This window comes from Clostridium omnivorum, assembly GCF_026012015.1.
In the GTDB taxonomy this organism is placed as follows: Bacteria; Bacillota; Clostridia; order Clostridiales; family Clostridiaceae; genus Clostridium_AX; species Clostridium_AX omnivorum.
Genome location: NZ_BRXR01000001.1, coordinates 3,882,340 through 3,906,382, shown reverse-complemented (window position 1 = coordinate 3,906,382; position 24,043 = coordinate 3,882,340). Strand labels below are relative to the sequence as shown.

The 24,043-nt window shown below is 31.1% G+C and carries 23 protein-coding genes and 1 other RNA gene; 4 read left to right on the top strand and 20 right to left on the bottom strand.

Features of this window, described 5'->3' with window-relative positions; translation table 11 throughout:
* Nucleotides 1-13: 13 nt before the first annotated feature.
* The 5 genes from bsdE14_RS18425 to bsdE14_RS18405 all read right to left on the bottom strand — a co-directional run bounded on the left by bsdE14_RS18425 (nt 14) and on the right by bsdE14_RS18405 (nt 4,162).
* Nucleotides 14-1,420 (bottom strand): aminopeptidase, encoded by a 1,407-nt coding sequence (locus bsdE14_RS18425; RefSeq protein WP_264851462.1) that lies wholly within the window; start codon nt 1,418-1,420, stop codon nt 14-16.
* A gap of 111 nt (nt 1,421-1,531) precedes the next feature.
* Entirely contained in the window at nt 1,532-2,470 is a 939-nt protein-coding gene (locus bsdE14_RS18420) for a magnesium transporter CorA family protein (RefSeq protein WP_264851461.1), read from the bottom strand.
* A 36-nt stretch (nt 2,471-2,506) separates the two neighbouring features.
* Nucleotides 2,507-3,061 (bottom strand): 5-formyltetrahydrofolate cyclo-ligase, encoded by a 555-nt coding sequence (locus bsdE14_RS18415; protein WP_264851460.1) that lies wholly within the window; start codon nt 3,059-3,061, stop codon nt 2,507-2,509.
* The gene (hprK, locus tag bsdE14_RS18410; protein ID WP_264851459.1) at nt 3,062-3,964 is read right to left on the bottom strand and encodes an HPr(Ser) kinase/phosphatase; all 903 of its coding nucleotides are present in this window, start codon (nt 3,962-3,964) and stop codon (nt 3,062-3,064) included.
* A 12-nt stretch (nt 3,965-3,976) separates the two neighbouring features.
* Complete coding sequence (locus tag bsdE14_RS18405; protein WP_264851458.1) at nt 3,977-4,162, bottom strand: DUF896 domain-containing protein; 186 nt, start codon at nt 4,160-4,162, stop codon at nt 3,977-3,979.
* A 312-nt stretch (nt 4,163-4,474) separates the two neighbouring features.
* On the opposite strand from bsdE14_RS18405, the gene bsdE14_RS18400 reads away from it, so the two are divergent.
* Nucleotides 4,475-4,660, top strand: a complete 186-nt coding sequence (locus tag bsdE14_RS18400) for an aspartyl-phosphate phosphatase Spo0E family protein (protein WP_264851457.1) — start codon at nt 4,475-4,477, stop codon at nt 4,658-4,660.
* A gap of 146 nt (nt 4,661-4,806) precedes the next feature.
* Here the strand turns inward: bsdE14_RS18400 and ssrS are convergent.
* The 4 genes from ssrS to bsdE14_RS18380 all read right to left on the bottom strand — a co-directional run bounded on the left by ssrS (nt 4,807) and on the right by bsdE14_RS18380 (nt 7,091).
* Nucleotides 4,807-5,000, bottom strand: a non-coding RNA gene (gene ssrS / locus bsdE14_RS18395) — 6S RNA.
* A gap of 129 nt (nt 5,001-5,129) precedes the next feature.
* A complete protein-coding gene (locus bsdE14_RS18390; protein WP_264851456.1) occupies nt 5,130-5,528 on the bottom strand; it encodes a hypothetical protein in 399 nt (132 codons plus the stop codon).
* 65 nt (nt 5,529-5,593) lie between these two features.
* Nucleotides 5,594-5,845, bottom strand: a complete 252-nt coding sequence (locus tag bsdE14_RS18385; RefSeq protein ID WP_264851455.1) for a DUF1292 domain-containing protein — start codon at nt 5,843-5,845, stop codon at nt 5,594-5,596.
* Nucleotides 5,846-5,915: 70 nt separating this feature from the next.
* Nucleotides 5,916-7,091, bottom strand: a complete 1,176-nt coding sequence (locus bsdE14_RS18380; protein WP_264851454.1) for an FprA family A-type flavoprotein — start codon at nt 7,089-7,091, stop codon at nt 5,916-5,918.
* Between the two features lie 209 nt (nt 7,092-7,300).
* Here bsdE14_RS18380 and bsdE14_RS18375 point away from each other — a divergent pair, with 209 nt between their 5' ends.
* Nucleotides 7,301-8,440, top strand: coding sequence for an aldo/keto reductase (locus bsdE14_RS18375; RefSeq protein ID WP_264851453.1), 1,140 nt, complete (start codon nt 7,301-7,303; stop codon nt 8,438-8,440).
* Nucleotides 8,441-8,570: 130 nt separating this feature from the next.
* Here bsdE14_RS18375 and bsdE14_RS18370 read toward each other — a convergent pair whose 3' ends face one another.
* The 7 genes from bsdE14_RS18370 to bsdE14_RS18340 form a co-directional block, all read right to left on the bottom strand.
* The gene (locus bsdE14_RS18370) at nt 8,571-9,101 is read right to left on the bottom strand and encodes an ECF transporter S component (protein WP_264851452.1); all 531 of its coding nucleotides are present in this window, start codon (nt 9,099-9,101) and stop codon (nt 8,571-8,573) included.
* A gap of 229 nt (nt 9,102-9,330) precedes the next feature.
* Complete coding sequence (gene def, locus bsdE14_RS18365; protein WP_264851451.1) at nt 9,331-9,798, bottom strand: peptide deformylase; 468 nt, start codon at nt 9,796-9,798, stop codon at nt 9,331-9,333.
* Between the two features lie 89 nt (nt 9,799-9,887).
* A complete protein-coding gene (locus bsdE14_RS18360) occupies nt 9,888-11,576 on the bottom strand; it encodes a B12-binding domain-containing radical SAM protein (RefSeq protein WP_264851450.1) in 1,689 nt (562 codons plus the stop codon).
* Nucleotides 11,545-12,114 carry a class I SAM-dependent methyltransferase gene (locus bsdE14_RS18355; protein WP_264851449.1) on the bottom strand — a complete coding sequence of 190 codons (570 nt, stop codon included), beginning with the start codon at nt 12,112-12,114 and terminating at the stop codon, nt 11,545-11,547. The genes bsdE14_RS18360 and bsdE14_RS18355 overlap by 32 nt, the downstream gene beginning before the upstream one ends.
* 86 nt (nt 12,115-12,200) lie before the next feature.
* Nucleotides 12,201-12,926 carry a zinc dependent phospholipase C family protein gene (locus bsdE14_RS18350; RefSeq protein ID WP_264851448.1) on the bottom strand — a complete coding sequence of 242 codons (726 nt, stop codon included), beginning with the start codon at nt 12,924-12,926 and terminating at the stop codon, nt 12,201-12,203.
* 38 nt (nt 12,927-12,964) lie between these two features.
* Complete coding sequence (locus bsdE14_RS18345; RefSeq protein ID WP_264851447.1) at nt 12,965-14,272, bottom strand: PQQ-dependent sugar dehydrogenase; 1,308 nt, start codon at nt 14,270-14,272, stop codon at nt 12,965-12,967.
* A gap of 72 nt (nt 14,273-14,344) precedes the next feature.
* Nucleotides 14,345-14,875 carry a ferritin-like domain-containing protein gene (locus bsdE14_RS18340; RefSeq protein ID WP_264851446.1) on the bottom strand — a complete coding sequence of 177 codons (531 nt, stop codon included), beginning with the start codon at nt 14,873-14,875 and terminating at the stop codon, nt 14,345-14,347.
* 368 nt (nt 14,876-15,243) lie between these two features.
* Here bsdE14_RS18340 and bsdE14_RS18335 point away from each other — a divergent pair, with 368 nt between their 5' ends.
* Both bsdE14_RS18335 and spoVB read left to right on the top strand, forming a co-directional pair.
* Nucleotides 15,244-16,359: an aminopeptidase gene (locus bsdE14_RS18335; RefSeq protein ID WP_264851445.1), complete on the top strand. Its 1,116-nt coding sequence runs from the start codon at nt 15,244-15,246 to the stop codon at nt 16,357-16,359.
* A gap of 76 nt (nt 16,360-16,435) precedes the next feature.
* Nucleotides 16,436-17,944, top strand: a complete 1,509-nt coding sequence (gene spoVB, locus bsdE14_RS18330) for a stage V sporulation protein B (protein WP_264851444.1) — start codon at nt 16,436-16,438, stop codon at nt 17,942-17,944.
* A gap of 14 nt (nt 17,945-17,958) precedes the next feature.
* Here the strand turns inward: spoVB and bsdE14_RS18325 are convergent, their stop codons facing one another.
* From bsdE14_RS18325 to bsdE14_RS18310, 4 genes are all read right to left on the bottom strand, one after another.
* Complete coding sequence (locus bsdE14_RS18325) at nt 17,959-19,572, bottom strand: putative polysaccharide biosynthesis protein (protein ID WP_264851443.1); 1,614 nt, start codon at nt 19,570-19,572, stop codon at nt 17,959-17,961.
* Nucleotides 19,573-19,628: 56 nt separating this feature from the next.
* Entirely contained in the window at nt 19,629-20,588 is a 960-nt protein-coding gene (locus bsdE14_RS18320) for an RluA family pseudouridine synthase (RefSeq protein WP_264851442.1), read from the bottom strand.
* Nucleotides 20,589-20,696: 108 nt separating this feature from the next.
* A complete protein-coding gene (locus bsdE14_RS18315; RefSeq protein WP_264851441.1) occupies nt 20,697-21,866 on the bottom strand; it encodes a M20 metallopeptidase family protein in 1,170 nt (389 codons plus the stop codon).
* Nucleotides 21,867-21,876: 10 nt separating this feature from the next.
* On the bottom strand, nt 21,877-23,955 hold the full coding sequence (locus bsdE14_RS18310; RefSeq protein WP_264851440.1) for a cell division protein FtsA: 2,079 nt from the start codon (nt 23,953-23,955) through the stop codon (nt 21,877-21,879).
* Between the last annotated feature and the right edge of the window lie 88 nt (nt 23,956-24,043).

Sequence of the window (24,043 nt, the reverse complement as noted above, 5' to 3'; positions counted from 1 at the left end):
TCTGCCTTATTTTTTATGCTTCAATTAAGAATGCTTTGTAAGCTTTTTCTGCTTCGTAAATATCAGCCTTACTTGCTACTTCCCATGGTGCATGCATATTATGAAGTGCAACACCGCAATCAATTACTTGCATATTGTATTCAGCAAGTATATAAGCTATTGTTCCTCCGCCTCCCTGGTCAACCTTTCCAAGTTCAGCTGTTTGCCATGAAACTCCGTGTTTTTCCATTATAGCTCTTAATTCTGCTATGTATTCTGGGTTTGCATCGTTGCATCCACCTTTTCCTCTAGCTCCAGTATATTTGTTAAATACTATTCCTTTTCCAAAGTAAGCAGTATTCTTCTTCTCCATTACTGAAGGGAAATTAGGATCAAATGCAGCACTTACGTCTGAAGAAAGCATCTTTGAGTTGCTAAGAGCTCTTCTTACCTTAAGTTCACTATATTGACCTGCTAAATTCATTACTTCTGCTACAGTATTTTCAAAGAATCTTGACTGCATTCCAGTAGCACCTACACTACCTATTTCTTCTTTATCTACTAAAAGAGCAACGCAAGTTTTGTCAGTACTTTCAATATTCATAAGAGCTTCAAAAGAAGTAAATGAACAAACTCTGTCGTCATGTCCATAAGCCATAACCATACTTCTATCAAGTCCATAATCTCTTGCTTTTCCTGCAGGTACAACTTCAAGTTCAGCAGAAACAAAATCTTCTTCTACTATTCCATACTTTTCGTTTAATAATCTTAAAATATTTTGCTTAACTCTATCTTTTGCCTCTTTATCTTCTATAGGCATACTTCCAACTAAAACGTTTAAGTCTTCTCCTTCTATGCCTTTATCAAGTTTCTTTTGCATTTGATCTGCAGATAAGTGTATTAGAAGATCTGAAATTCCTACTACTGGGTCGTTGTCATCTTCACCAACAACAACATTAACTACAGTACCATCTTTTTTAACCATTACTCCGTGAATTGCTAGTGGTAGAGTTACCCATTGATATTTCTTTATTCCGCCATAATAGTGAGTTTCCATCATAGCTAAATCAGTATCCTCATATAATGGATTTTGCTTTAAATCAAGTCTTGGAGAGTCTACGTGTGCACCTAATATTTTCATTCCTCTTTCAAATGGTTCTGAACCAATTAAAAATAGCGCAAGAGTTTTTCCCATATTATTAACATAAACTTTGTCTCCAGCTTTAAGTGTTCCATTTTCCTTAATTATTGTGTCTAAATTCTTATAACCTTTTTTCTCAGCAAGATCGATGAATTCGTTTACACATTCCCTTTCAGTTTTGCATTTAGACATAAAATCCTTATATCTGTTAGATAATTCGAATACTTTGTCTAATTCTTCCTTAGAATACTTTTCCCAAGCATACTCATATTTTTTAGTTAATAATTCTTTTTCTGACATTTTCTTTCCCCCTCCGCTTTCTTTGCCTTAGTTTTAAACTATGTAAACAACAATTTTTTATTATAATGTTTACACAATACTATAATACTAAACTTTTCAAAAAAACACAAATTATAACCATTTCTTTTTTTTAAATAAAAAAATCATAAATATGGAAACTAATATCATTATTAGCACAATATAGTAATAGCCATAATCTATTCCAACTAGAGGAATATGTTTTACATTCATTCCATACATGCTTGTTATTAGATTAAGAGGTAAAAAAATTGTAGCTATTATTGTAAATACTTTCATTAGGTCATTTGTCTTATTTGCAATTTCAGATTCAAAAGCCTCTCTTACTAATGCTAAGTTCTGAATAAGACTTTCTAATGCCATCATAAGTTTATCAAGCTTATTATTAAGGTTTTTAAAAAATTTTAAACTATCTTGTTTTATTATTGAATTATCGTTGCTAATCAAACTGTCTCCAATATACCTAAGCGGATTTAAAAATTTTCTTATTTTATAAACCTGTCTTCTTAAGTGAATTAGTTCATCTATTTGAACTTGCTTTGGATTTTTCAAGATACTTATCTCTATTTTATCTGCTTGTGCCTCAAGTGAAGATATTACGTCATAATTTCTTACTATAATCCTATCTAAAATATAATAAAGTAGAATACAAGGAATTGGTTTTTCCTTTAGAATAAAACAGTTTTTAGAATCTTTTATATCCTCTATTAGCTCCTCAATTATAGATAAATCCTCTTTACATACTGTTATTATATAGTCCTCACTCAAAATAATGTTTAATTCCTTTGAAATTACCTCTTTGTCTTTGTACTCCAATATATTAAACACAATAAATACATATCCATCGAAAAAACTAATTTTTGGAAGCTGCTGTAAATCAATACATTCATATATAATTTCTTCATCAAGCAAAAGAAGATCTTTTATATTTTCTAGCTCCTCAACAGCAACCAGTATCCAATAGTTGCTCTTAGTTAAATCTACGTTTTTATCCACTTCTTTAAAATTGTTTAATATATCGAATACCCTCACAAATATCACCAGCTATACTAAATAGTTCTATTTATATTAATTTGTTATAACTTCATCTACTAATTCATCTAATTCACTAGTTGGTACTGAATCTATTAATTGAAAATCATAGCACAAGCCTATTTTAACAGAATCTTGTCGGCATTTTCTTAAATATTTGTCATAAAAGCCTCCACCATAACCAAGTCTGCCTCCTTTTGAATCAAAAGCAAGTCCAGGCATTAACAGCAAATCAACTTCGTTAGGTTTAACTTCTATGCCATTGTAAAGTGGCTCTAGTATTCCCATACTATTTTCTCTTAGTTCATCAAAACTGTTAATTCTAATTGACTTCATTCCTTGCTCTAGTGAAATAATTTTGGGAACACATATAACCTTATTATTAGATAAACCGTGTTCAATTATTCTATGGGTAGCTACCTCATTATTATAGCTCACATATATAAATATAACCTTGCTCCTTTGATAAGCATCACTATTGATAACCTTTTCAAAAATGATTGTATCCATCTTTGCTTTATCATTCCAATGCAAATTGCTACGCATAGTCTTCATATTATTCCTTATTTGTTTTTTATCTAAATTGTTCATTTAACTCAATCCTATCCTATTATTAATTGTTTCAACTGGAGAAATATTAGATGTTAAGCTATATCTAAAGTTTGCTGCAGCAGCTTCTATAATAACAGCAAGGTTACGTCCTGGTCTTATTGGGACTACCATGTTTCTAATTGGCACATTAAGTATATCCAAATATTCTTTATCTATACCTAATCTGTCATAGTTTTCATCTTCTTTCCATTGATCTAAATGGATAACTAAATCTATAGTTTTTTCATTTAGTACAGAACTTAATCCATATAATGCAGGTACATCTATAATTCCCATTCCCCTAACTTCCATCATTCCTGATGTAATATAAGGTGCTCTACCATGGAGAATTCCATCTATTTGCTTAATGTCTACTGCATCATCAGCCACCAATCTGTGCCCTCTCTTGATAAGTTCTAGAGCTGTCTCACTCTTACCAATACCACTCTCTCCAGTTATTAAAATTCCAATTCCATATACATCAACTAATACACCATGAAGTCTAGTTTCTGGAGCTAACTTATCATCTAAATAATTAGTTAGCTTACTTATAAATTTTGTTGTAATAGTATTAGTTCTAAGCACCCATCTATTATTCTCCTTAGCACTTTCTATAAACTCTTCATGAGGTTCAAGTCCTCTACTCATAATAATGCATGGAGTATCAAATTGAAAAAACTTTTTTAGCCTTTTTCTTCTTAGCTCTGGCTGCATTGCATCTAAAAAACTCCATTCAGCCATTCCTACGATTTGTACTCTTTCATTAGCAAAATAATTATAAAATCCAGCAAACTGTAGTCCTGGTCTATTCATATCACTTAGGCTTATCTCATTATTTGCTTTTCCTTGAACAAGAATTTCTAATCTTAAATCTTCAATTAAATTTTCTACACTAACAGCCATATTCTATTCCCCCTAATTTAAAGGCTTTGTACTTTTTCTTTCTACAGTTTCTAATTGAGCCCTAAAGTTTCTCTTAACATTATCAACATATCTTTGTCTTAGTTCTTTCTGCTCAGACTTTTCTTCATCAGTTAAGCCCTCGTTCTGACTTTTTTTATATAAAAAATTTATTCTCTTAACCATTTCATCAAAATCCATAAGTGTACACTTCCTTTTCGGCAATTTTAATTATACACTCCAATTATATTCTATTTTTCTTCATATTTAAAGAATAAAAATATTGTGACTAGTTTCGTCATTTACATATTATTCCATATGGCTTTTTTCAACATTTGCCTACTAGTATAGTAATCAATTAATTTAAATAAATCAACTAATATGGTAGTTATTTTGTACTATTTGTAGGTTTGTGATATTTATTGACTAATACTTTATATTTATTACTTTTCAAAATCTGATAAAATATATATACAACAAACTTGTCCAAATAAATTTTAAGAGGTAATATATATGGAATATAAACTTCAAATTCTAATAGATAATATCGAAAAACTTAGAAATTTATTATATAATTTATTAACATCTAATAATCGTTTAACCGATGAAAAAGTAGTTGATTGCAGTCAACAATTAGACAGGCTTTTAGTTGAATATGAAAAGTACAGAAATAATACGTCTCCAAGAGATGCTGCCTAGTTCATTGCTTTTCATATATTTATCATGCACTTTACTTATTTTTCATGAGAATTTTCTAGCTTGTATACCATTTCATATTTAGCTAGATAAAGTTTAATAAGGCTAATAAAAAAAGAAACCACAGTTATAACTGTGGTATTTGTTTTATTATTCCCAACATGCCGCTGCACTTATCTGTTCATACCCGCACTCCCGCAGGTGGGTTTTACTCATTTATCTTCTGTCTACTTCTATAATTAGGCTAAACCTAATGAAGCCTGACATCCAATAAAGCTGTTATAAATCCCTTTAAATAACTGTGGTTGAACAATTATAAGTCTTGCGAACATCTCAGGATTGTTTATAATTTAATTATATCAGATTTTTCAAAATATTCAACCACTTCATTAATTCAGTATAATAAATTTATAACTCTTTATGTAAACCTTAAATATTATATATAGGTACTGTAAATAATAAACATTTTAAATTATATTTCTAGTTCTTCTAGTATTTGTTCAATATCCTTCTCTTCACCTTTTTTAAAGAAGGCTGCAATGAATTCATTATAGCTATATTCCTCTTCATCCATTTCATATGAAACAAATTGAGCATCAATATCAAATTCTTCCATTATCTCTTCCATCATGTCACCAACATTATCAACAGCTACATCACTTAAATAAGGCAAGAAAAACTCTTCATACCAAATGTCCCCGTTTTCCTCATCTTCACTTTCGTCATTAGCATATGCTCTTGCAGCATTAATCTCATCTTTGTCAAAATCATAGAAAAACCTTAATACATAAGCATCATTCTTATATTCAATCTCCTCGATTTCAGTAAGACCGTTGTTTGCTAAATGTTCTTGTATACCTTTTTTATTCACTTTTGTTCCTCCTTTAAAAAATATTTATATATTTCAATAAGTTTATTTCCCTAAAATTATGAATCTTATTCTTCATTATATAATAACTTGCTATACTCTTTTTTAACCTTTAAGAACTCTGCATCATCCTCTACTAAATTCAGCACTTCTTTCTCATCTTCCATATCTACTCTAAATACGTAAGCATCTTCATCATCCCCATCAATTGGTGCTAAAATAAGATACTTTTGTTCATCTAAATATATCTCCGCAACAGGTTCAAAATCAACTTTATTCCCCTGTTCATCTAAGAATGACATTACTTCCCTTTCTTCCATCTTTACACAATCCTCCTTATCAATATTTATTTATAATACTGCTAATCTACATGACTATTTCAGCACACTTCTATTTAAGTAATTCTAAATATTCATCAACAAATTCGCCAGCTCTGAATAAATCATCTTCGCTTGGGACAAAGTTAAACTTAAAGCCCTCTTCTACAACCTTAAATTTAAGAGATCTAAGTCTCTCTGTTATCATTTGTACCCCTTCTCCGCTCCAACCATAAGACCCAAATGCACCTGCAACCTTTCCTCTATTGGTTATAGCACATACTAATGAAAGCATATCCCACACTGGTTTAACCGCATCCTGATTTATTGTAGGTGATCCAATAATAATTCCAGACGCTTTTTCTACTAAAGCAATTAGATCATCTGGTGATTTTGAAGTAATTTCATGGGTTTCAGTTTTTATTCCCCTTTCACTGATTTTTTCCGAAATATATTTTGCCATTCGTTCTGTATTCCCATATGCTGAAACATAAAAAATTTGAACATTCTTTTCCTTAATACCTTCGGTAATTGCCCATTCCCTATATAGCTTCAAATACTTATCAGCATCTTCAATATGTATTGGGCCGTGACTTGGAGCTATAATATCAATTTTTAAATCCTTTATTCTATCTAAAGCCATTATAACAAATTTCTTAAATGGTCCCATTATTACATCAAAATAGTATTTCATCTCTTCAAAATAGTCATCACCAAAGTTTTCAGTTACATCTCCCTCGGGACAATAATGACATCCTGTAACATCACATGTAAATAGTAAATTACTATCTGAAGCATAAGTAAATATTGTATCTGGCCAATGTAGATTTGGAGCAGAAATAAACTTTAATTTTGTTTTACCTAAGTCTAGTTCACCTACTGCCTCTTGACTTTTAAATTCTTTATTCACTATGTTTTTACTGTACATAATAGCAGCTTTTGATGCTACTACAACTGCATCTGGATATACTTCAAGAAGCTTTGCCATTGTACCACTGTGATCTAATTCAGTATGCTGTACAATTATGTAATCTACTTTTCTATCACCTATTATACTCTTTATGTTGTCAAGATACTCATCAAAATATCCATTCTTTACATTATCTACAACAGCAACTTTTTCATCATCTATTAAATAAGCGTTATAGGTGGTTCCCTTTTTGGTCTCCATAATTATATCAAAAACTCTTAATTCTGGATTCTTTACACCAACCCAATAAATGTTATTTCTCAATTTAATAGCACTCATATTTGTACCTCCTATTATTATATAAAAACTTTTTCACAGGGAAACATTTCTAGATTATTCTACCATAATATATGTTTTTTTTAAATAACTCCTATTAATTAAGCTTTAAAAAATAAATTTTTATTAAATAGTATATACATTATACATTAATTAAGATTAAATGTTATAATGTATTATATTGAAAATGTTGGTAATATAGGAGGAATACTATGAAATATAGAAAGTTTGGCAAATATAATTTTGAAATCTCTGCCCTTGGTTTTGGATGCATGAGATTTCCAACCATAGATGGCGATGAAGGAAGAATAGATGAAGATAAAGCTATTTCAATGCTTCGTTATGCTATTGATAATGGTGTAAATTATATAGACACTGCTTATCCATATCATAAAGGTACTAGTGAAATAACTGTAGGAAAGGCCCTAAAAGATGGCTATAGAGATAAGGTTATGCTTGCTACTAAATGCCCTGTATGGCTCATTAAAACACAGGATGACTTTGATACATATCTCAATGAACAACTAGAAAAGCTGCAAACAGACCATATAGACATGTATTTACTCCATGCATTAAGTAAAGAGCGCTTCAACACTTTAAAAAATTTGCAATTTGATAAATTTCTTGATAAAGCTATATCAGATGGCAGAATAAAATATGCTGGTTTTTCTTTCCACGATGAATTAGATGTATTCAAAGAAATAGTAGATAGTTATTCTTGGAGCTTTTGTCAGATTCAATATAACTTTATGGATACTAATTACCAAGCAGGCAGCCAGGGACTTAAATATGCTGCTTCTAAGGATTTAGCAGTAGTAATTATGGAACCACTTAAAGGAGGTAAGCTAGCAAAGACTCCTCCAAAAGAAGTTCAAGAAGTATGGAACAGTAATGATATAAAAAGATCACCTGCTGAATGGGCCTTAAAGTGGATATGGAACCATCCTGAAGTAACAACAATTTTAAGTGGCATGAGCACTATGGACCAAGTTGTAGAAAATATAAATATAGCTGATACGGCTATAGCTAATTCTCTAACATCACATGAACTTGAATTAGTTGACATAGCTAAAGCAAAATATAATAAGCTTATAAAGGTGGACTGCACAGCTTGTCAGTACTGTATGCCATGTCCTTTTAATGTAAATATTCCAGGAAACTTTTCACTTTATAATAGTGCACATATGTACAATGATGCCAAGAATCTCTCAAAGCTTTACAAAGAAAACACCCCAGAAAATAATCGTGCAGGCAGCTGCAAGGAGTGTGGTGCCTGTGAAGCAAAATGTCCTCAAAAACTTCCTATAAGAAAGCATCTTAAAGAAGTTCATCAGTATTTTACTTCTCTATAGCTTTAAATAAATTTGAAACTATAGAGCTGTATAGCTAACCATATAATTTCCTACTTATCTAGATGGTAAAAATATAAGGGCTGTATCAAGGAGATTTAAAAACGCCTTGATACAGCCCTTTTGCTTGCCATTAACGAGCTTGCTTTATGAATTCATAATTTGACACTTTGCTCATAGCTTTTATTAACACACCTGATATTAATCCGTCAGCGGTATGATGTAATATAGTTCCTATTCCCACAACAACTAGAATGTAATACAACATTGTTCCACTATACTTTGGTACCATACCACCTGATATGAATAAAGCTACAACTAATGCCTCTAGTATTCCGTGTACTGGAGCAGTGAAGGCAATTACTTTTTTAAAGGAAACACCTTTATTTATTAAAACTGCACCCATTACTCCCACTATTACGTGCATTAAGGCCCTTGCTCCAACAATTGGGCCTGCAGCCATAAAGAAACCTAATGCTGAACCAAGTCCCACCATGATTGCCACACTAGGGCCAAAAAGCATAGCTAGAAACATAGGTACGTGTGATGTTAATGTAGCAGTAAAAGGTCCAATTACTACCCTCATGAAACCAAATGCTATTGGTATAATCATAGCTAAAGCTGTTAATAATGCAGTAAATGTTAATTTCTTCGTATTATTCATATTAAATCCCCCTGTAAGTATATAATATTGTTCAACATGCTTAATATGTTCACTAATGTATATACACCAGTTTACACTATAATTCACTAATTGTAAAGTTATATGACCTTTTAAATAAATGCTTAAATATAAATAACAAACATTAGGGGGTAGGCATAGCCTTTGCTATGTGATGACAAAAAAACTCCTTTTGTAAATTATACAAAAGGAGTTTTTAGATAAATTAAATTTATTCTTCTTCCAGTTTATAAACCTTTTTAGCTCTATCAACATACATAATACCTTCAAGGTGATCAATTTCGTGGCAAAATGCCTTTGCTAATAACCCATCAGCAGTATATTCAACTTTTTCACCTTTCACATTTAGTCCTGTAACAGTAACCTTTTTTGGCCTTACTAGCTTTCCTTCATGACCAACATAACTAAGACAGCCTTCAACACTCTCTTCTTGTCCAACTTTTGCAACAATCACCGGATTAATCAATATTATTGGTCCGTCGCCTTCCCTTAAATCAATTAGTATTATTTTTTTTAACACACCAATTTGTGGAGCTGCAAGACCAATTCCAGTAGTGCTGTATAGTGTATCCTTCATATCTTGAATTAGATTAAGAGTTGGTTCATCTATTTTATCAACTTTTTTGCTAACCCTTCTCAATACTGGATTTCCAAGCTGTAATATTTGTCTTATTGCCATAATTAAACTTCCCGAAATAAATTATATATTTATAATAAATAAATTATAATTTATACCCCACTTCTAGTGGACCTTTCACATATAATTTTCTATTTTAACTTTTCAGTAATATCAATAATATTATTAGGCATATTTTCCTCAAAAATAAAATAAAAGTTGCTTCCATAATTTATTGTGCTTTTCTTAATAAAAGCATTTATGTCAAGTTTAAAGAGTTCAACATGATATTTTTTATTTACCATATATAATTCGTTACCTTTCACCATTTCCTTTATAGTATTTTCTACACTTTTATCAATATATCTTGGTAAAAACTCAGGCAACCATTTTTTCTTATTAAATCTTAAGTAATCGTATTTCACTATTTCATATAGGCTATAGTCTTCAACCTCTCTATTTTCTTTATTAAATTCTAGGAAAACCCTATAATACTCATAAGATGCTATGCTTCTATTAAAATATCCCTTCTTATGAAAAAATTCCCCCAAACTAAAATAAAAATCAAAAGCTGTAGGAAACTTATCTAAGAAATACTTTAAAATGGTTCCAAACTTTTGTGAGTTATAATATTTATCAACCATTTCCTCTACTCTTTTTAATTTTATTAATTCCTCAAAGGATATATCACTAGTTTTTAAAATTTCATATGGTGAAAATGGAGAATAGCTCATGCCCCACTTCTCAGCTTCATCCCTCATTTTAGAGCCTTTAAGAAGTTTTAAAAATCCTAATTGAACTTCTTCGGGTTCAAGACTGTATACATCATTAAAAGAATTTTTAAAGGAATTAAAATCTTCTCCAGGCAGGCCGGCAATTAAATCCAAATGCTGCTTAACAGTTCCTATAGCTTTAATTGCATTTACCCTCTGTTTAATCTCTTCAAATTCAACATATCTATCAATATTTAAAAGTACTTGATTATTAGTTGTTTGTACACCGACCTCTAATTGAATTCTTCCCTTAGGGGCCCTGGAAAGCACTTTTATTTCTTCATCTTTTAGAATGTCTGCTGACACTTCAAAGTGAAAAGTGGTTTCAGTATCCTCTGCAATAATAAAGTTCCATATTTCACAAGAAAATTTTGGATTACAATTAAAAGTTCTATCAACAAACTTTACAAGCCTTACTTTCTTATCCATTAAAAATTTCAGTTCTTTTTTTACCCTTTCAATATCTAGAAATCTTACTCCATGCATAGTAGAAGATAAACAATATTTACATTTAAATGGACATCCCCTAGATGCTTCATAGTATACAATTTTGTTTACTAAATCATCATCAGAAGTATATGGAAATGCTAGCCTATTCATATCTATATCACATCTTCTGCCACCATAGTATACCTTATCATTGTCTTTAATGTAGAGTCCCTTAATTGGTGCTATCTCATTTTCATCTAGTTTCATTTTAATAAACTCTCTATAGGTCTCTTCTCCTTCTCCTTCAATCAAATATTCCCCATAAGAATTTTTTAAAAATTGCTCGCAATCATATGAAACTTCAGGACCACCATAAAGGATTTCAATATTGTTATCTACTCTCTTTATAAGCTGAGATAGCATATCAATAAATTGATGATTCCATATATAACAAGAAAAAGCCACTATATCTGGCTTTTCAAAAATTATTTCTTCTAAAACCCTTTCAATTCTATCATTTATAGTGAATTCTCTTATTTTACATTCATAATTTAAATCCTTTGTATATTCTTTCAAATATCTAACTGCTAAATTGCTATGAATAAATTTAGAGTTTACTGCCGTCAATAATACTTTCATCTTTATTTCTTCCTTTCTTTCTTCCCTTTATATAGTATATATTATCCGATGCCCTTAAATCAATTATTTCAAAATAATGCTGCAGTAATTTTATTAGATTTTCTTTTGAGGTGTCTTTTAAAATATTGTAATCTTTAATTTCTATTGTTTTTATTTTTCTATTAGGAAGAAGAATTTTAATTTTAGCATTAAAAAGCTTTCCATACCCTTTATCTATATCCCATATGTGTATTGTTCCATCTTCTTTTAGATACTTATTAATTTCTTTAAACATATGTTTTTTATTGTATTTTGTCCAAATACTGCTTAATGAAAAAAGCATTACACAATTGTCATAAAACTCTTGCTCTATTTTTTTCTTTTTTTCTCTGCCATATATGTAATCTAAATTATTATCCGCATTATATTGTTTATATAAGCTATATATTATTCCATAATTATCATTTCCTATATCTAAAAGGTTTCCTTTAAAAATCTCTTGTTCCATATTAATAAATATTTCTTGCTTCTCTACTTTTAATAAAGTACTCTTACTCATAATCTCCTCCTAGGTTACCCCTCTTCCCAAACTTCATTACCATTTATTTCTACAAATAAAAAATAATTCCTCCTTAGGTGGAGGAATTACTTTTCATTTTTTATTGCATTCAATTCTTTAAGCTTATCATAAAAATCCAACATAAATCCTGCCGTAGTACTCTGGGCTTCCTTTAAAATCGCAGCAGCTACTTTAGCATATCTTTCTTCTCTCTCAACTATATTGATATGCTTTAAATGTATGTTGTTTGCTATTAAAGCATTGTTTTTAATATACTGCTCAAGCCCATTATATCTCAAGATTCCTTTTTCATTTATAAATGAATAATCTGACAAAAACTTTTTTATTATCCAGACTTCAAAATTTCTATGGCTATTTAGAAGCTTATTATTCACATGATGAGGTACTGTAGAGTCCTGAATCAAGTGACAAGCAGCTCCAAAATAAAACATAGCTTTGTTAATATCTCCCACCTTTACATATGAAAGAGCTTTATTATAATACTTTTTACACTCTGCTAGAGCATTAGAAAATCCATACAATCCTTTTCCAGAACTAAAATGATAAAAATGATTGGAGCTCTTGAAATCCTGGTCTGCCCAGGTTACGCCTTCATTTAGGGGTAAGATTTTATCTCTAAAAAAATTATATTGCTCTTCATACCCCTCATTTTTCATAATATCTATAGCTTGTATGTTTATAAACTTATGGATTGTGCAATGTGTTTTAAGCACCTTCTTTTTAAGCGGGTTCACAGCCGACATTACTCCTCTAAGAGCTGAACCGTAGGTTTTTTCAATACTTTTCTTCATTTGAAACACTTTCCCTTCCTGTAATAAAATCTTTCAAATTACTGCTTATTATTCACACCAAACTTCCATAATGCAATTGTTATTCCTAATAGCGACAAAATTATTAGATAATAGATAGTAGCCTTTTGAAAATTCTGGCTGGCACTGCCATTATTTTTATTGATGTGATACAAGAAGCCTCCACTACCATCTAAAATATTAAGTCCATTATTATCGATTTTTAAAGAAGAGACTTTACTATCTGTGTTTAATTGAACTTTTTCCTTTAGTATACCTCTTTTATCTAGTCCATATACTTTATTATCCTTGGATTCATAAAAATATATGCAATCTTTTTCCCCTAAAATTCCCTTTCCATCAACTGCTAAACACCCTAAAGTTGAAAGCTGCTTATGTTGGTACAGAGGCGCTGGTGGATTAGTTGTTGGATGATTATCTAATATAAAGGTTATTTTTGTATTATTTTCCCCTTTGAATCTTGGTGAAGTTATTGGATCTCCCCCACTATAGTCAGGCCAGCCGTACCAGCCCCCTTTTTTAATTTCGAAAATATAATCTAAATCTCCTTTTACTGGTCTATATCCTCTATCCTCCATGCCTCCAACTGAAGCAAGAAGCTTTCCTTCACTATTAAAATCCATGCCTTTTACATTTCTTATTCCCCAAGCAAAATTCTCTAAGTTGCCACTATTCAAATTGTAGGCAACAATGGAGCCATTCCCTGGAAAATGCCCTGGTATAACCTGTCCATTTGTATTTTTAGTTCTGTAAGGTACAAATGCACCAGTCTTTTCAGTACCAAACAGCTTTCCATTAACGGTGATATCCTTTGGAGAAATATCGTAAGTAAATGGTGAGTCAGCAAGCCAAACATTATCTTTGCCTACTACTCCTGAATTTGTAGAAACTCCGATAGAAATATATAGTTCATTGCCTTTAATTCTAATTATACTTTGTTTATAATCTCCCAAATTAGGTAAATCTTTTACAAGCTCTTTAATTGTTTTATTATTTAAATCATAGCTGAACACTTTTGTATTAGACGAAAAATAAAGCACATTTTCCTTATAATCTAAGCTAAAAATATTCATGCTATTATCTTTGTAAATGTCATAGCTTTTTCCATCTAAGCCTATAAACTGAATTTTATCCTTGTATGCAATAAATAAGTTTCCCTTAGTATCAAACACAAAATCTCTAGCACCCTTAATTCCCTTTTGAACTACCCGTCCACTTTTTGTGTCATCTTTTACTTCAATATTATACACTTTGTAGTAATTTTTTAATAAAACAATTATTACTGCAGCAAAACAAATAGCTAGTACTATTTTAAAACTTCTTTTCATTTTTCCTCCAAATCAAATACTTATATCTATTTATATTTTTAATTGTACAAGTATATGAATGGATTTACCCTGCTATTTTTCAATTAAGGATATATGTTCCTCTTCTACTCGTTTTAGTTCTTTTAAAATAACTTTAACATTTGGATTTTCAATATTCCCCTCGTACTTATTATAATAATGTATTGCATGTATTTCCCTCAATTTGGCCTGCTGCAAAAGCTCCTCATCATTTTGATATCTCTTATAATCTATTTTATTCAATAATGGTAATTCGCCATATTCACATAGTTTTTGATGAATTCTCGCATGAGTATATTCAATTCTTGACAGCGCAGAAAACATATCCTTAATTTCCTTTGAACTTGCAAGCTCAGAAGCTTGTTTATAAAAGTCCCCGTTAAATATTTCTAGCTTCATAGCATGTTCGATTATTTTTAATTCTACATCATTTAATTTATTATTACTTAATAAATCCATTTTATCTCCATCTACTATATACTCATTAATAGCTCCACAAAATGGACAATAGTAAATTATACTGTCAGAGTTTGATTTTAAAAATGCACTTTTATTTACATTTATACTTTTTAAACTTATTTCCATCCCACAAATTAAACATTTCATTCTTTATCTCATTCTTCCTTTCAAAGCTCTATTTATAATATATTTTAATTCAAAATTGCATAAATTTCTACATCTAAGCATTTTAGAAAACATTTTCCTTATTAATTTTCTATTAAATATTTTATTAACACCCAAATTAGACATAGTTTTTCAAAGAGTTGACATTTAAATATTAGTATCGATTTAATATTGCAATTTTTCTATTAATTTTTGCAAAATATCTTTGCTTAATTAGCTAAATTTTGTTAATATTATATTATCAGTATAGGCATATTAATTATTGATTATATTACTAATATAAAATGTTTATACTATTAATTTTATAACCTAAGGAGGAAGTTATTATTATGAAAGACCCTAGAATAATTACATTAGCACAAAATTTAATTAATTACTCCTGCAGTATCAAAAAGGGAGAAAAAGTTCTTATTGAAGCAATAGGACTAGAAACACCACTAATAACAGAATTAGTAAAGCAAACTTATCTAGCTGGTGGTATTCCTTTTGTTACAATAAAAGATAAAGAAGTAGATAGAGCTCTTTTAATGAACTGTACCGAAGAGCAAATGAATATGATGGCTAAATATGAGGCTGCAAGAATGTCAGATATGGACGCTTACATAGGAGTAAGAGCAGGTAACAATAACACCGAAACTTCTGATGTACCAGGAGATAAGATGTCCACATATATGAAAAACTTTTGGAGTCCTGTTCATGGTGGAATAAGAGTTCCTAATACAAAATGGGTTGTATTAAGATATCCAAACTATTCAATGGCTCAAGCAGCAGGAACAAGCACTGAGGCATTTGAAGACTTCTATTTTAATGTATGTAATCTTGATTATAGCAAGATGTCAAAGGCTATGGATTCTCTTGTATCTTTAATGGAAAGAACTGATAGAGTTAGACTAGTAGGAGAAGGCACTGACCTTTCCTTCTCTATAAAAGGAATTCCAGCAATTAAATGTGATGGAAAATTAAATATACCTGATGGCGAAGTTTATACTGCTCCAGTTAAAAACTCTGTAAATGGATATATTAGTTACAATACTCCAGCTGTATATCAAGGCTTTACCTTTGAAAATATAAGACTTGAATTTAAAGATGGAAAGATCGTAAATGCAACAGCTAATGATACTGAAAGAATAAATAAGGTATTTGACGCAGATGAAGGTGCAAGGTATGTAGGTGAATTTGCAATAGGCGTTAACCCATACATCTTAAAGCCAATGAAAGATACTCTATTTGATGAAAAAATAGCTGGTTCAATTCACTTTACTCCAGGTGCAAGTTATGATGATGCATTTAATGGAAATAAATCTTCTGTGCACTGGGATTTAGTATTTATCCAAAGACCAGAATATGGCGGTGGAGAAATATACTTTGATGATGTACTAATAAGAAAAGATGGTTTATTTGTTATTGATGAGCTTAAAGGTTTAAACCCTGAGAATTTAAAATAATATAATAAAAATTTAAAGAATATAATAGATAACCCCCACATAATTATTACTGTTACTAATTATGTGGGGTTAATTTATGAAAAGAGATAATTTTTTTAAGGAATCATTGATATTAACTATATCTAATCTTGCCACTGGCATCCTTAGCTTTATGTTTTCTATTATTTTATCTAGAGAGCTTGGTCCTGAGGGCATGGGATTATATGGACTAGTTATGCCTATATACAATCTTTTTATTTGCTTAATCTGTGGTGGCATGGTGACTGCTATCTCAAAGGTAGCAGCAGTTTTCTTTAGCAAAAATGATCATAAAAACTTAAATAAATCTATTAAGACTGCTTTATCCTTTGATCTAATTTGGGGTTTAATAGTTGCAACTATATTTTTTGCAGCAGCCTCCTTTATAAGTACACATATTATAAAAGATAGTAGAACTCTTTATCCACTTAAAATTGTAGCACCAGCTCTTATATTTGTAGCATTATCCTCAATTCTAAAAGGCTACTTTTACGGTATCTCAAAGGTTAAAATACCCGCATTTATAGACATATTTGAGAAGGCTATTAGGATAGGTGTTATCGTAACCCTAATAAATTTGTTATCAGCCTCAAATGTTGAAGGAACTGTAACAATTGCATATACTGCTCTATGCGTAGGCGAGCTTGTAAGTCTACTGCTTCTTTTTATTTTTTACAGGATTAGCAAATCAAAACAAGTATATACCACTATTAAAGCTGAAGGCAGAGCACAACTGCTATTTGACATTTTAGTAATTTCTTTTCCTCTATGCCTAAATGGATTTTTGTCTACTGCTCTGGGTACTGTATCCACTCTTATAGTTCCAAGGCGATTGGTTAGTGCTGGTTTTGATTACAGCTTAGCTTTATCACTGATTGGTAAATTTTCAGGCATGGCTCTTTCAATAACATATTTTCCTATTATTGTAGTAAACTCAATAACTACAGTTTTAGTACCTGATTTATCTCAAAGTCTTAGCAAAAAGGATTACTTTGCATTAGAGGGACGAATAACAGAAGTTTTAAAGATAGCCTTTCTTCTAAGCTTAAGCACTCTTATAATAAGTACAAGCATTCCAGACTCCTTAGGCAAGCTTTTTTTCTCAAGAGATGATTTAGGCTCTTATATAAGATTTGCAGCATTTTCTGCCCCTCTTACATATACCGCATCTACTACTTATGGTATACTTAATGGACTTGGAAAACAAGGAATTCTGCTAAGGAATTCCCTTCTAGTTTCTCTAGAAGAAGTTATGCTTCTATATTTATTAACTGGAATACCCAGCATTAACATATACGGATATGGTATAAGCCTTATAATAACTTCATCTACTATATTAGCTCTTAATATGCATGAAATAAGGAAGCATTGCTATATTTCCTTCTCACCAAGTGAACTATTTATTTACCTGCTACTCAGCGTATTTGTTTACTTAATTTTAGCCATATTAAATAACGTACTTCCTTCCTCAGCATTTATTTTAAAAAATATAATTATAATTGCTGCAGGATATATAAGCTTTTTCTTCTTTATATCCATTATAAATAAGGAAAGCATAAATAAATAATGCTTTCCTTTCATTTATCTTATTCTTGTTAATATAAATCTTGGAATTAATTTAGTAACCTTTCTAGGCATAGAATTAATATCTCTTTTTGTTATTCCACCAATTAAAGCTAAAGCATATATATACACTATTCCACCTATAAATATAGCAAGAATAGTACTTATAGCATTAGCTATATATCCCTTATGTAAAAGTGATAACAAGTGATATAAATTAATCTGACACAAATATGCAACTACGCCCATTAAAGCAGACGCTACTGCAGGTCTTATTGCGCTTTTAAATAAATTAAATCTTATTCTTAAGGACTTTTCAATAAGTCTGTGGTTCAATAAAAGAGGGATTAAAAACCCTACAATACTTCCAAATATTGTTCCTAAAATATTTATACTAGGTTTTGCAACTAATATATAATTAGTTATGATTTTCCCCAAAATACCTAATACTATATAGAAGGTTGAAAGATACAGCTTTCCTATACTTTGAAGTATAGTTGACTGTATTTGAACCAATGCCATGAGTACAAGCACTACTGACCCTACCTGCATTAGTATCGCACCATTAGAATACTTTGGATAAATCATATTAAATACTGGTGTACTAAGTACTGCAAGTCCAACAGCAGAAGGAATTGAAATTAAAAAAGTTAATTTAAATGCATAATCTATACCCTTTTTAACTTCCTTTTTATCATTCAAGGCCGCTGAACTAGATATTAATGGAAGTATAGCAGTACATAGTGCTGATATAATAGCAATAGGAACCCCTATTAATGTTTGAAATTTTCCAAGATAGCTATATTTTGTATCTGCCTTTTTATCATCTAAACCTGAGGCTAAAAGTCTCCCCTTTGTATTTGCAGCGTCCACCACGTTACCAGCATATTGTAACCCACTACTTATTGTTAGTGGCAGAGCATAAAATAGTATTTTCTTTAGCAAATCATTATTAGAATATCTAATAATATCAGTTTCATTATAATCTTTAGAAACTCTAAACTTTTTATTTTTTTCATACTTCCTCATAAGGTATATTGCTGCTATAAGTGCTCCAAGAGTTGTTCCTACAGTTCCACCAGCACAGGCTGCTTCTATTCCATGTTTCAACCAAAGAAATGCAAATAGAAGTGAGAAAGCAACATTGGCTATCTGCTCAATAACCTGTGATACAGCGGTAGGTCCCATATTCCCTCTTCCTTGGAAATATCCCCTATAAGCAGATGCAATTGAAGTAAATAAAACTGCTGGAGCTAGTGCCTTAATAGCAAGATACGCCTTTGGAAAGTGAATTCCATTAGCTAAAGGCTTTGCCAGTATAATCATAAAAACAGCCATTATAGTACCTACAAGCAACATAATAATCCTTGATATTTTAAAGGTCTTAACAGCATCCTTATAATTTTTTAGTGCAATAAGCTCAGAAACAAGCTTAGAGATAGCTGAAGACATCCCAGTATTAGTTAATACATATATAAAAACAAAGACAGTATAAGCAGCATAATAAGGTGCATACCCTTCCTCACCAATTATGACAAGCAGCAAAGGCATATAAACTAATGATAAAAGCTTTACTGCCATACTTGCTATGGACAGAATAGCAAAGCCTTTAGTGGTTGACTGGTCTTTCATAGATTTCTCCTTTTCAACTCAAAGGACAGTGCCTGCAAAAGCAAGCACTGTCAGTGTTAAAATTTAAATACATCTGTTTTCATCTTTTTTAGTACTGGAGGAAGTGCTTCTGCAATAGTTTTATTCTCCAAGTAACTAAACTTATCAGGGCAATCCTTGAAGATTAATTTAAATGCATATAAAAATTGGTAGTTTACTCCATATTTATTAAAGAAAAAACTATTTATTTTTGATTCTCCATATTTAGGGTCTCCTACAATAGGGTTTCCTAAATGTGATAGATGGGCTCTTAACTGATGGCTTCTTCCAGTAATAAGATCAATTTCTATTAATGAAAAAGTTCCGCAGCTTTGAGCAGTTTTTACTTCCATAGCAATTCTTTTAGTATTTGGTTTTTTACTGTCATATATCTTAGAAGTATTAGAGTCTTCATCTTTTGATATATAAGCTTCATAAACACCATCGCTTATTCTTCCCTTAACTAAAGCCGAATAATATTTTTTTATTTTTCTCTCTCTAATCATTTCGTTAAGAAGCTTTAAGCTTTCAAAATTTTTGCCAAATATAACCATGCCCGAAGTGTTTCTATCTAGTCTATTGCATGGTGCTGGTGTAAATGTAATTTCTTTCTCAGGAGTATAATCTCCTTTGTCATACAAGTAAGACAGTACATAGTCCGTAAGTGTTGGCTCACCATTGTTTTTATCGGAATGCACTAAAACCCCCGGCCATTTTTCTACAAGGAGCATATTGTCGTCCTCATAGATTATTTTTAATTTATCATTATTATTTATCCTTTGGAATTTTTCTTTTTTAACAGAAGAAGTTATATCCCTGGTTTCAAGCACATCTCCTTCTTGAAGAAAATACTTTTCCTTTGACTTCTTTCCATTTATCTTTATATCCCCTTTTCGTATTGCTTTATAAATAGCACTTAGTGGTACATCCTTCATCCATTTTCTCGTAAATTTATCTAATCTCTGACCAGCTTCATTAGCTCCAATTTCTATTCTCATATGTTGTTCACTCCTAGCAATAATTTAACAACTAATTATATATCATTATTATCTCCTAAAGCAATGCTTTAGACTAATAACTTTCTGTTAATGCTTAAATTAACTTTTTTAAGATAAAAAATCAAAAGCTGCCTTGCACTGTATTGCAACTCCTATAGGTAGTGCCTCTTCATCAATATCAAATAAGCATCCATGAGCTGGATGAATAATTCCCTTTTCTTCGTTACGCACACCTAAAAAATAAAATGCAGAAGGCACCTCCATAGAAAAGTATGCAAAGCTCTCTACTCCCATACTAGGCTTATCCAAAGTTTCTATGGCTTCAGGACCTATTATTTCTTTTGCTGAACTTTCAACAAGAGTTATCATGTAATCGTCATTGTATAAGCAAGGATAGCTTTCTTCTATTTTAATTTCACAGCTGCCTCTCATGGAAGATGTTATACCATTAACAACTTCAACAAGTCTTTGCTTAACATAAGCTCTATGTTCAGTTCTTAATGTTCTAATAACACCAGAAATAGTAACCTCCTCAGGTATTATATTCTGTGCTGTTCCCCCATGTATTGTTCCTACAGTAATTACAGCTGGATCTGTGGGAGGTATCTCCCTACTCACAATTGTCTGCAGTGCCATTATTACATTACTTGCAATTACTACAGGGTCAATGCCTGTGTCTGGATGTGCACCATGTGCACCCTTTCCTTTTATAATAATTGTAAAAGGATTAGAAGCAGCATTCACTACACCCCTCTTAACCCCAATATGACCAGCTTTAATCTCCTCATTTACATGAAGTCCTATTACAGCATCCACAGAAGGATTATTTAGTGCTCCTTCTTTAATCATAAACCTTGCTCCACCAACTGTTTCTTCAGCAGGTTCAAAGATTAGTTTCACATTACCATTAAGCTTATCTTTTATACTATTAAGTATTTTTGCCGCGCCCATTAATATAGTAGTGTGAGCATCATGTCCACAAGCATGCATTTTTCCATGTATTTTTGAAGAATAATCTGCAGCCTTTTTGTCTTCAAGTGGAAGTGCATCTATATCTCCTCTTAAAGCAATAGTTTTAGTGCCATTTCCTTTTATAATTGCGCAAATTCCCGTGTTTGCAAGCTCCTTATATTCTATCCCCTCACTCTTCAAAAATTCTTTTATTTTTTCTGAAGTTCTATATTCCTCAAAACCAAGTTCTGGATTCTCATGAAAGTCTCTTCTCCATGCAACTAACTCAGATTGTATCTCTAGAGCTTTTTCCAAAAAATTTATCATTCCTTCACCCCTATTCCCAATAAACTTCTATTTGGTCACCTTTATTAAGCCTATCATAATATGCTGCTTTATTTTCATTAAGCTTTAGCACTAAGGTTCCCTTAGCTACCGTCAAATCAAAGTTTATATAGTCAAATATGTCTACAAAAATATATTCTTTTTTACCTTTCAAAATTACATTTTTACCATTTACACTAATAGCCATTTCATTGCTGTCTTCTTCATTTTTTATCACCAGTGTGTCTTTTTCTTTATTTTCTACTATTGCCTTTACTTCACTTTCCATCTCTTCATATTTAATACCATTACTATCATCTTCTATTACTGCTTCATCTATCTGCTTTTCTTTAACTGTCCTATATATTCTGTCTCCTTCTTTTATAATATAATCATTATTAATTTCACTATCCTTCAAAAAGAATCTATAGTTTTCCTGGTTATCATCAAAATATTTCAAATAATCTCCTAGGGTTTCAATATATTTAATTTCCACAGAATCTCCCTCTGAAATTTCTTCTTTAAGAGCCACTCTATTTCCATTTATTAAAGCAACTGGTTCCATATTTCTTATTATGTCATCTATATAAAAGCTTATAGAATCTATTTTTCTTACATATTCATATATTTTAGGATTTGCATCAGCACCATCTTTTGCATAAACTAGGTCAATATTATCTCCTTCTTTTATTTCAGAATCTATGCTGGCCTCCACCCCATTTATTGTAACTATAGCATTTGTTGCTAAAGAACCAAATGCTATTCTTTTAATATCATTTAATACAAACTTGATATTTTTGCCGTTCTTCCCTAGAAGAATTTTTGGATTTATTCCACCTTGAACCATAACATCCATTACAGTATGCTTATGTGAATTAAATAGGCTTATAACGCTGCCATTTAAATTTACATCAATGAAATCGTGTCCTAATTTTTTAATACTAGTAAGAGCAATACCAAGTACTGTTACACCAGTGCTTCCAAGCTCATTATCAAGACAGACACAATCCTGAACTGCATCCCTGCCTTTTATAGCAAGCCTTTGTGCAGGTAAATTAAGCTTTTCACCTATAAATTCTTTTAGCTTAGGTGTATGTGCTCCACCTCCAACCAAAAAAACAGCATTAGGAGCCTTACCTCCATTGAGCTCTATTATACGTGAACTTACCTCTGCTGAAATTTTTTCAACTATAGGTAATATTACTTTAATTATTTCTTCAGAGGAAATCTCATTTTCAAACCCTAATACATCAGTATACACAACAGTTTCCTTTAATGAACATTCTCTTTTTATTTTTTCAGCAGTATTAAAATCCACCAAATAGCCTTGAGCAATAGCTTCTGTTACTTCATCTCCAGCTATTGGCACCATTCCATATGCGCTTATACTATCCTTACTGCTTATAGCTATATCAGAAGTTCCAGCTCCAATATCCACTAAGGCTAAATTAAGCAGTCTAAGACTTTGTGGTATGGCTGCCTCCATAGCTGCTATTGGCTCTAGAGTTAGATTAATTACTGAAAGATTTACCTTATCTATTACTGCATAAAGACTATCCACAACGGATCTTGGTAGAAAGGTTGCAATTATTTCCACCCCTGCGCTTTCACCTTTATGAGATTGTAGATTTGATATAACATATTCATTAAGATAGTAATTTTTTACGCTGTATCCTACACAGTAAAGTTTTCCCTCTGTCTGTTTGTTAATTTGTTCTTCAGCTTTCTTAACAGCAGTTAACTCAATACTTCTTATCACTTCTTTGTCGATTTCTCTATTCTTATCTAAGTCTATTTCAACCTTAGCCACTGTAGTCCTTAAGAACCTTCCAGCTGCTGCAATTGACACATTTTTCAACTTAATTCCTGTATCTGCTTCAAGTTCTTTTTTTACTTGCATAACAGCAGAAGCCACCAAAGAGATATCGTGTATCTGACCATCTATCATTGATCTTTCCTGATGCTCAACGTAGCTTTCAGAAATAACTACAAACTTTTTATCTTTAACTATTCCTAAGGTTCCTATTACACTTCTAGTTCCAATATCTAAAGCAAATATTACATCTTGAAGATTAATATTTGTTAGTTCCACATTTATTCCCCCTTTTATATATAAAAGCAATTGACTCTCTACTACAAATATTTCAAAAGCCCATATTCTTAGAATATGAGCTATATAA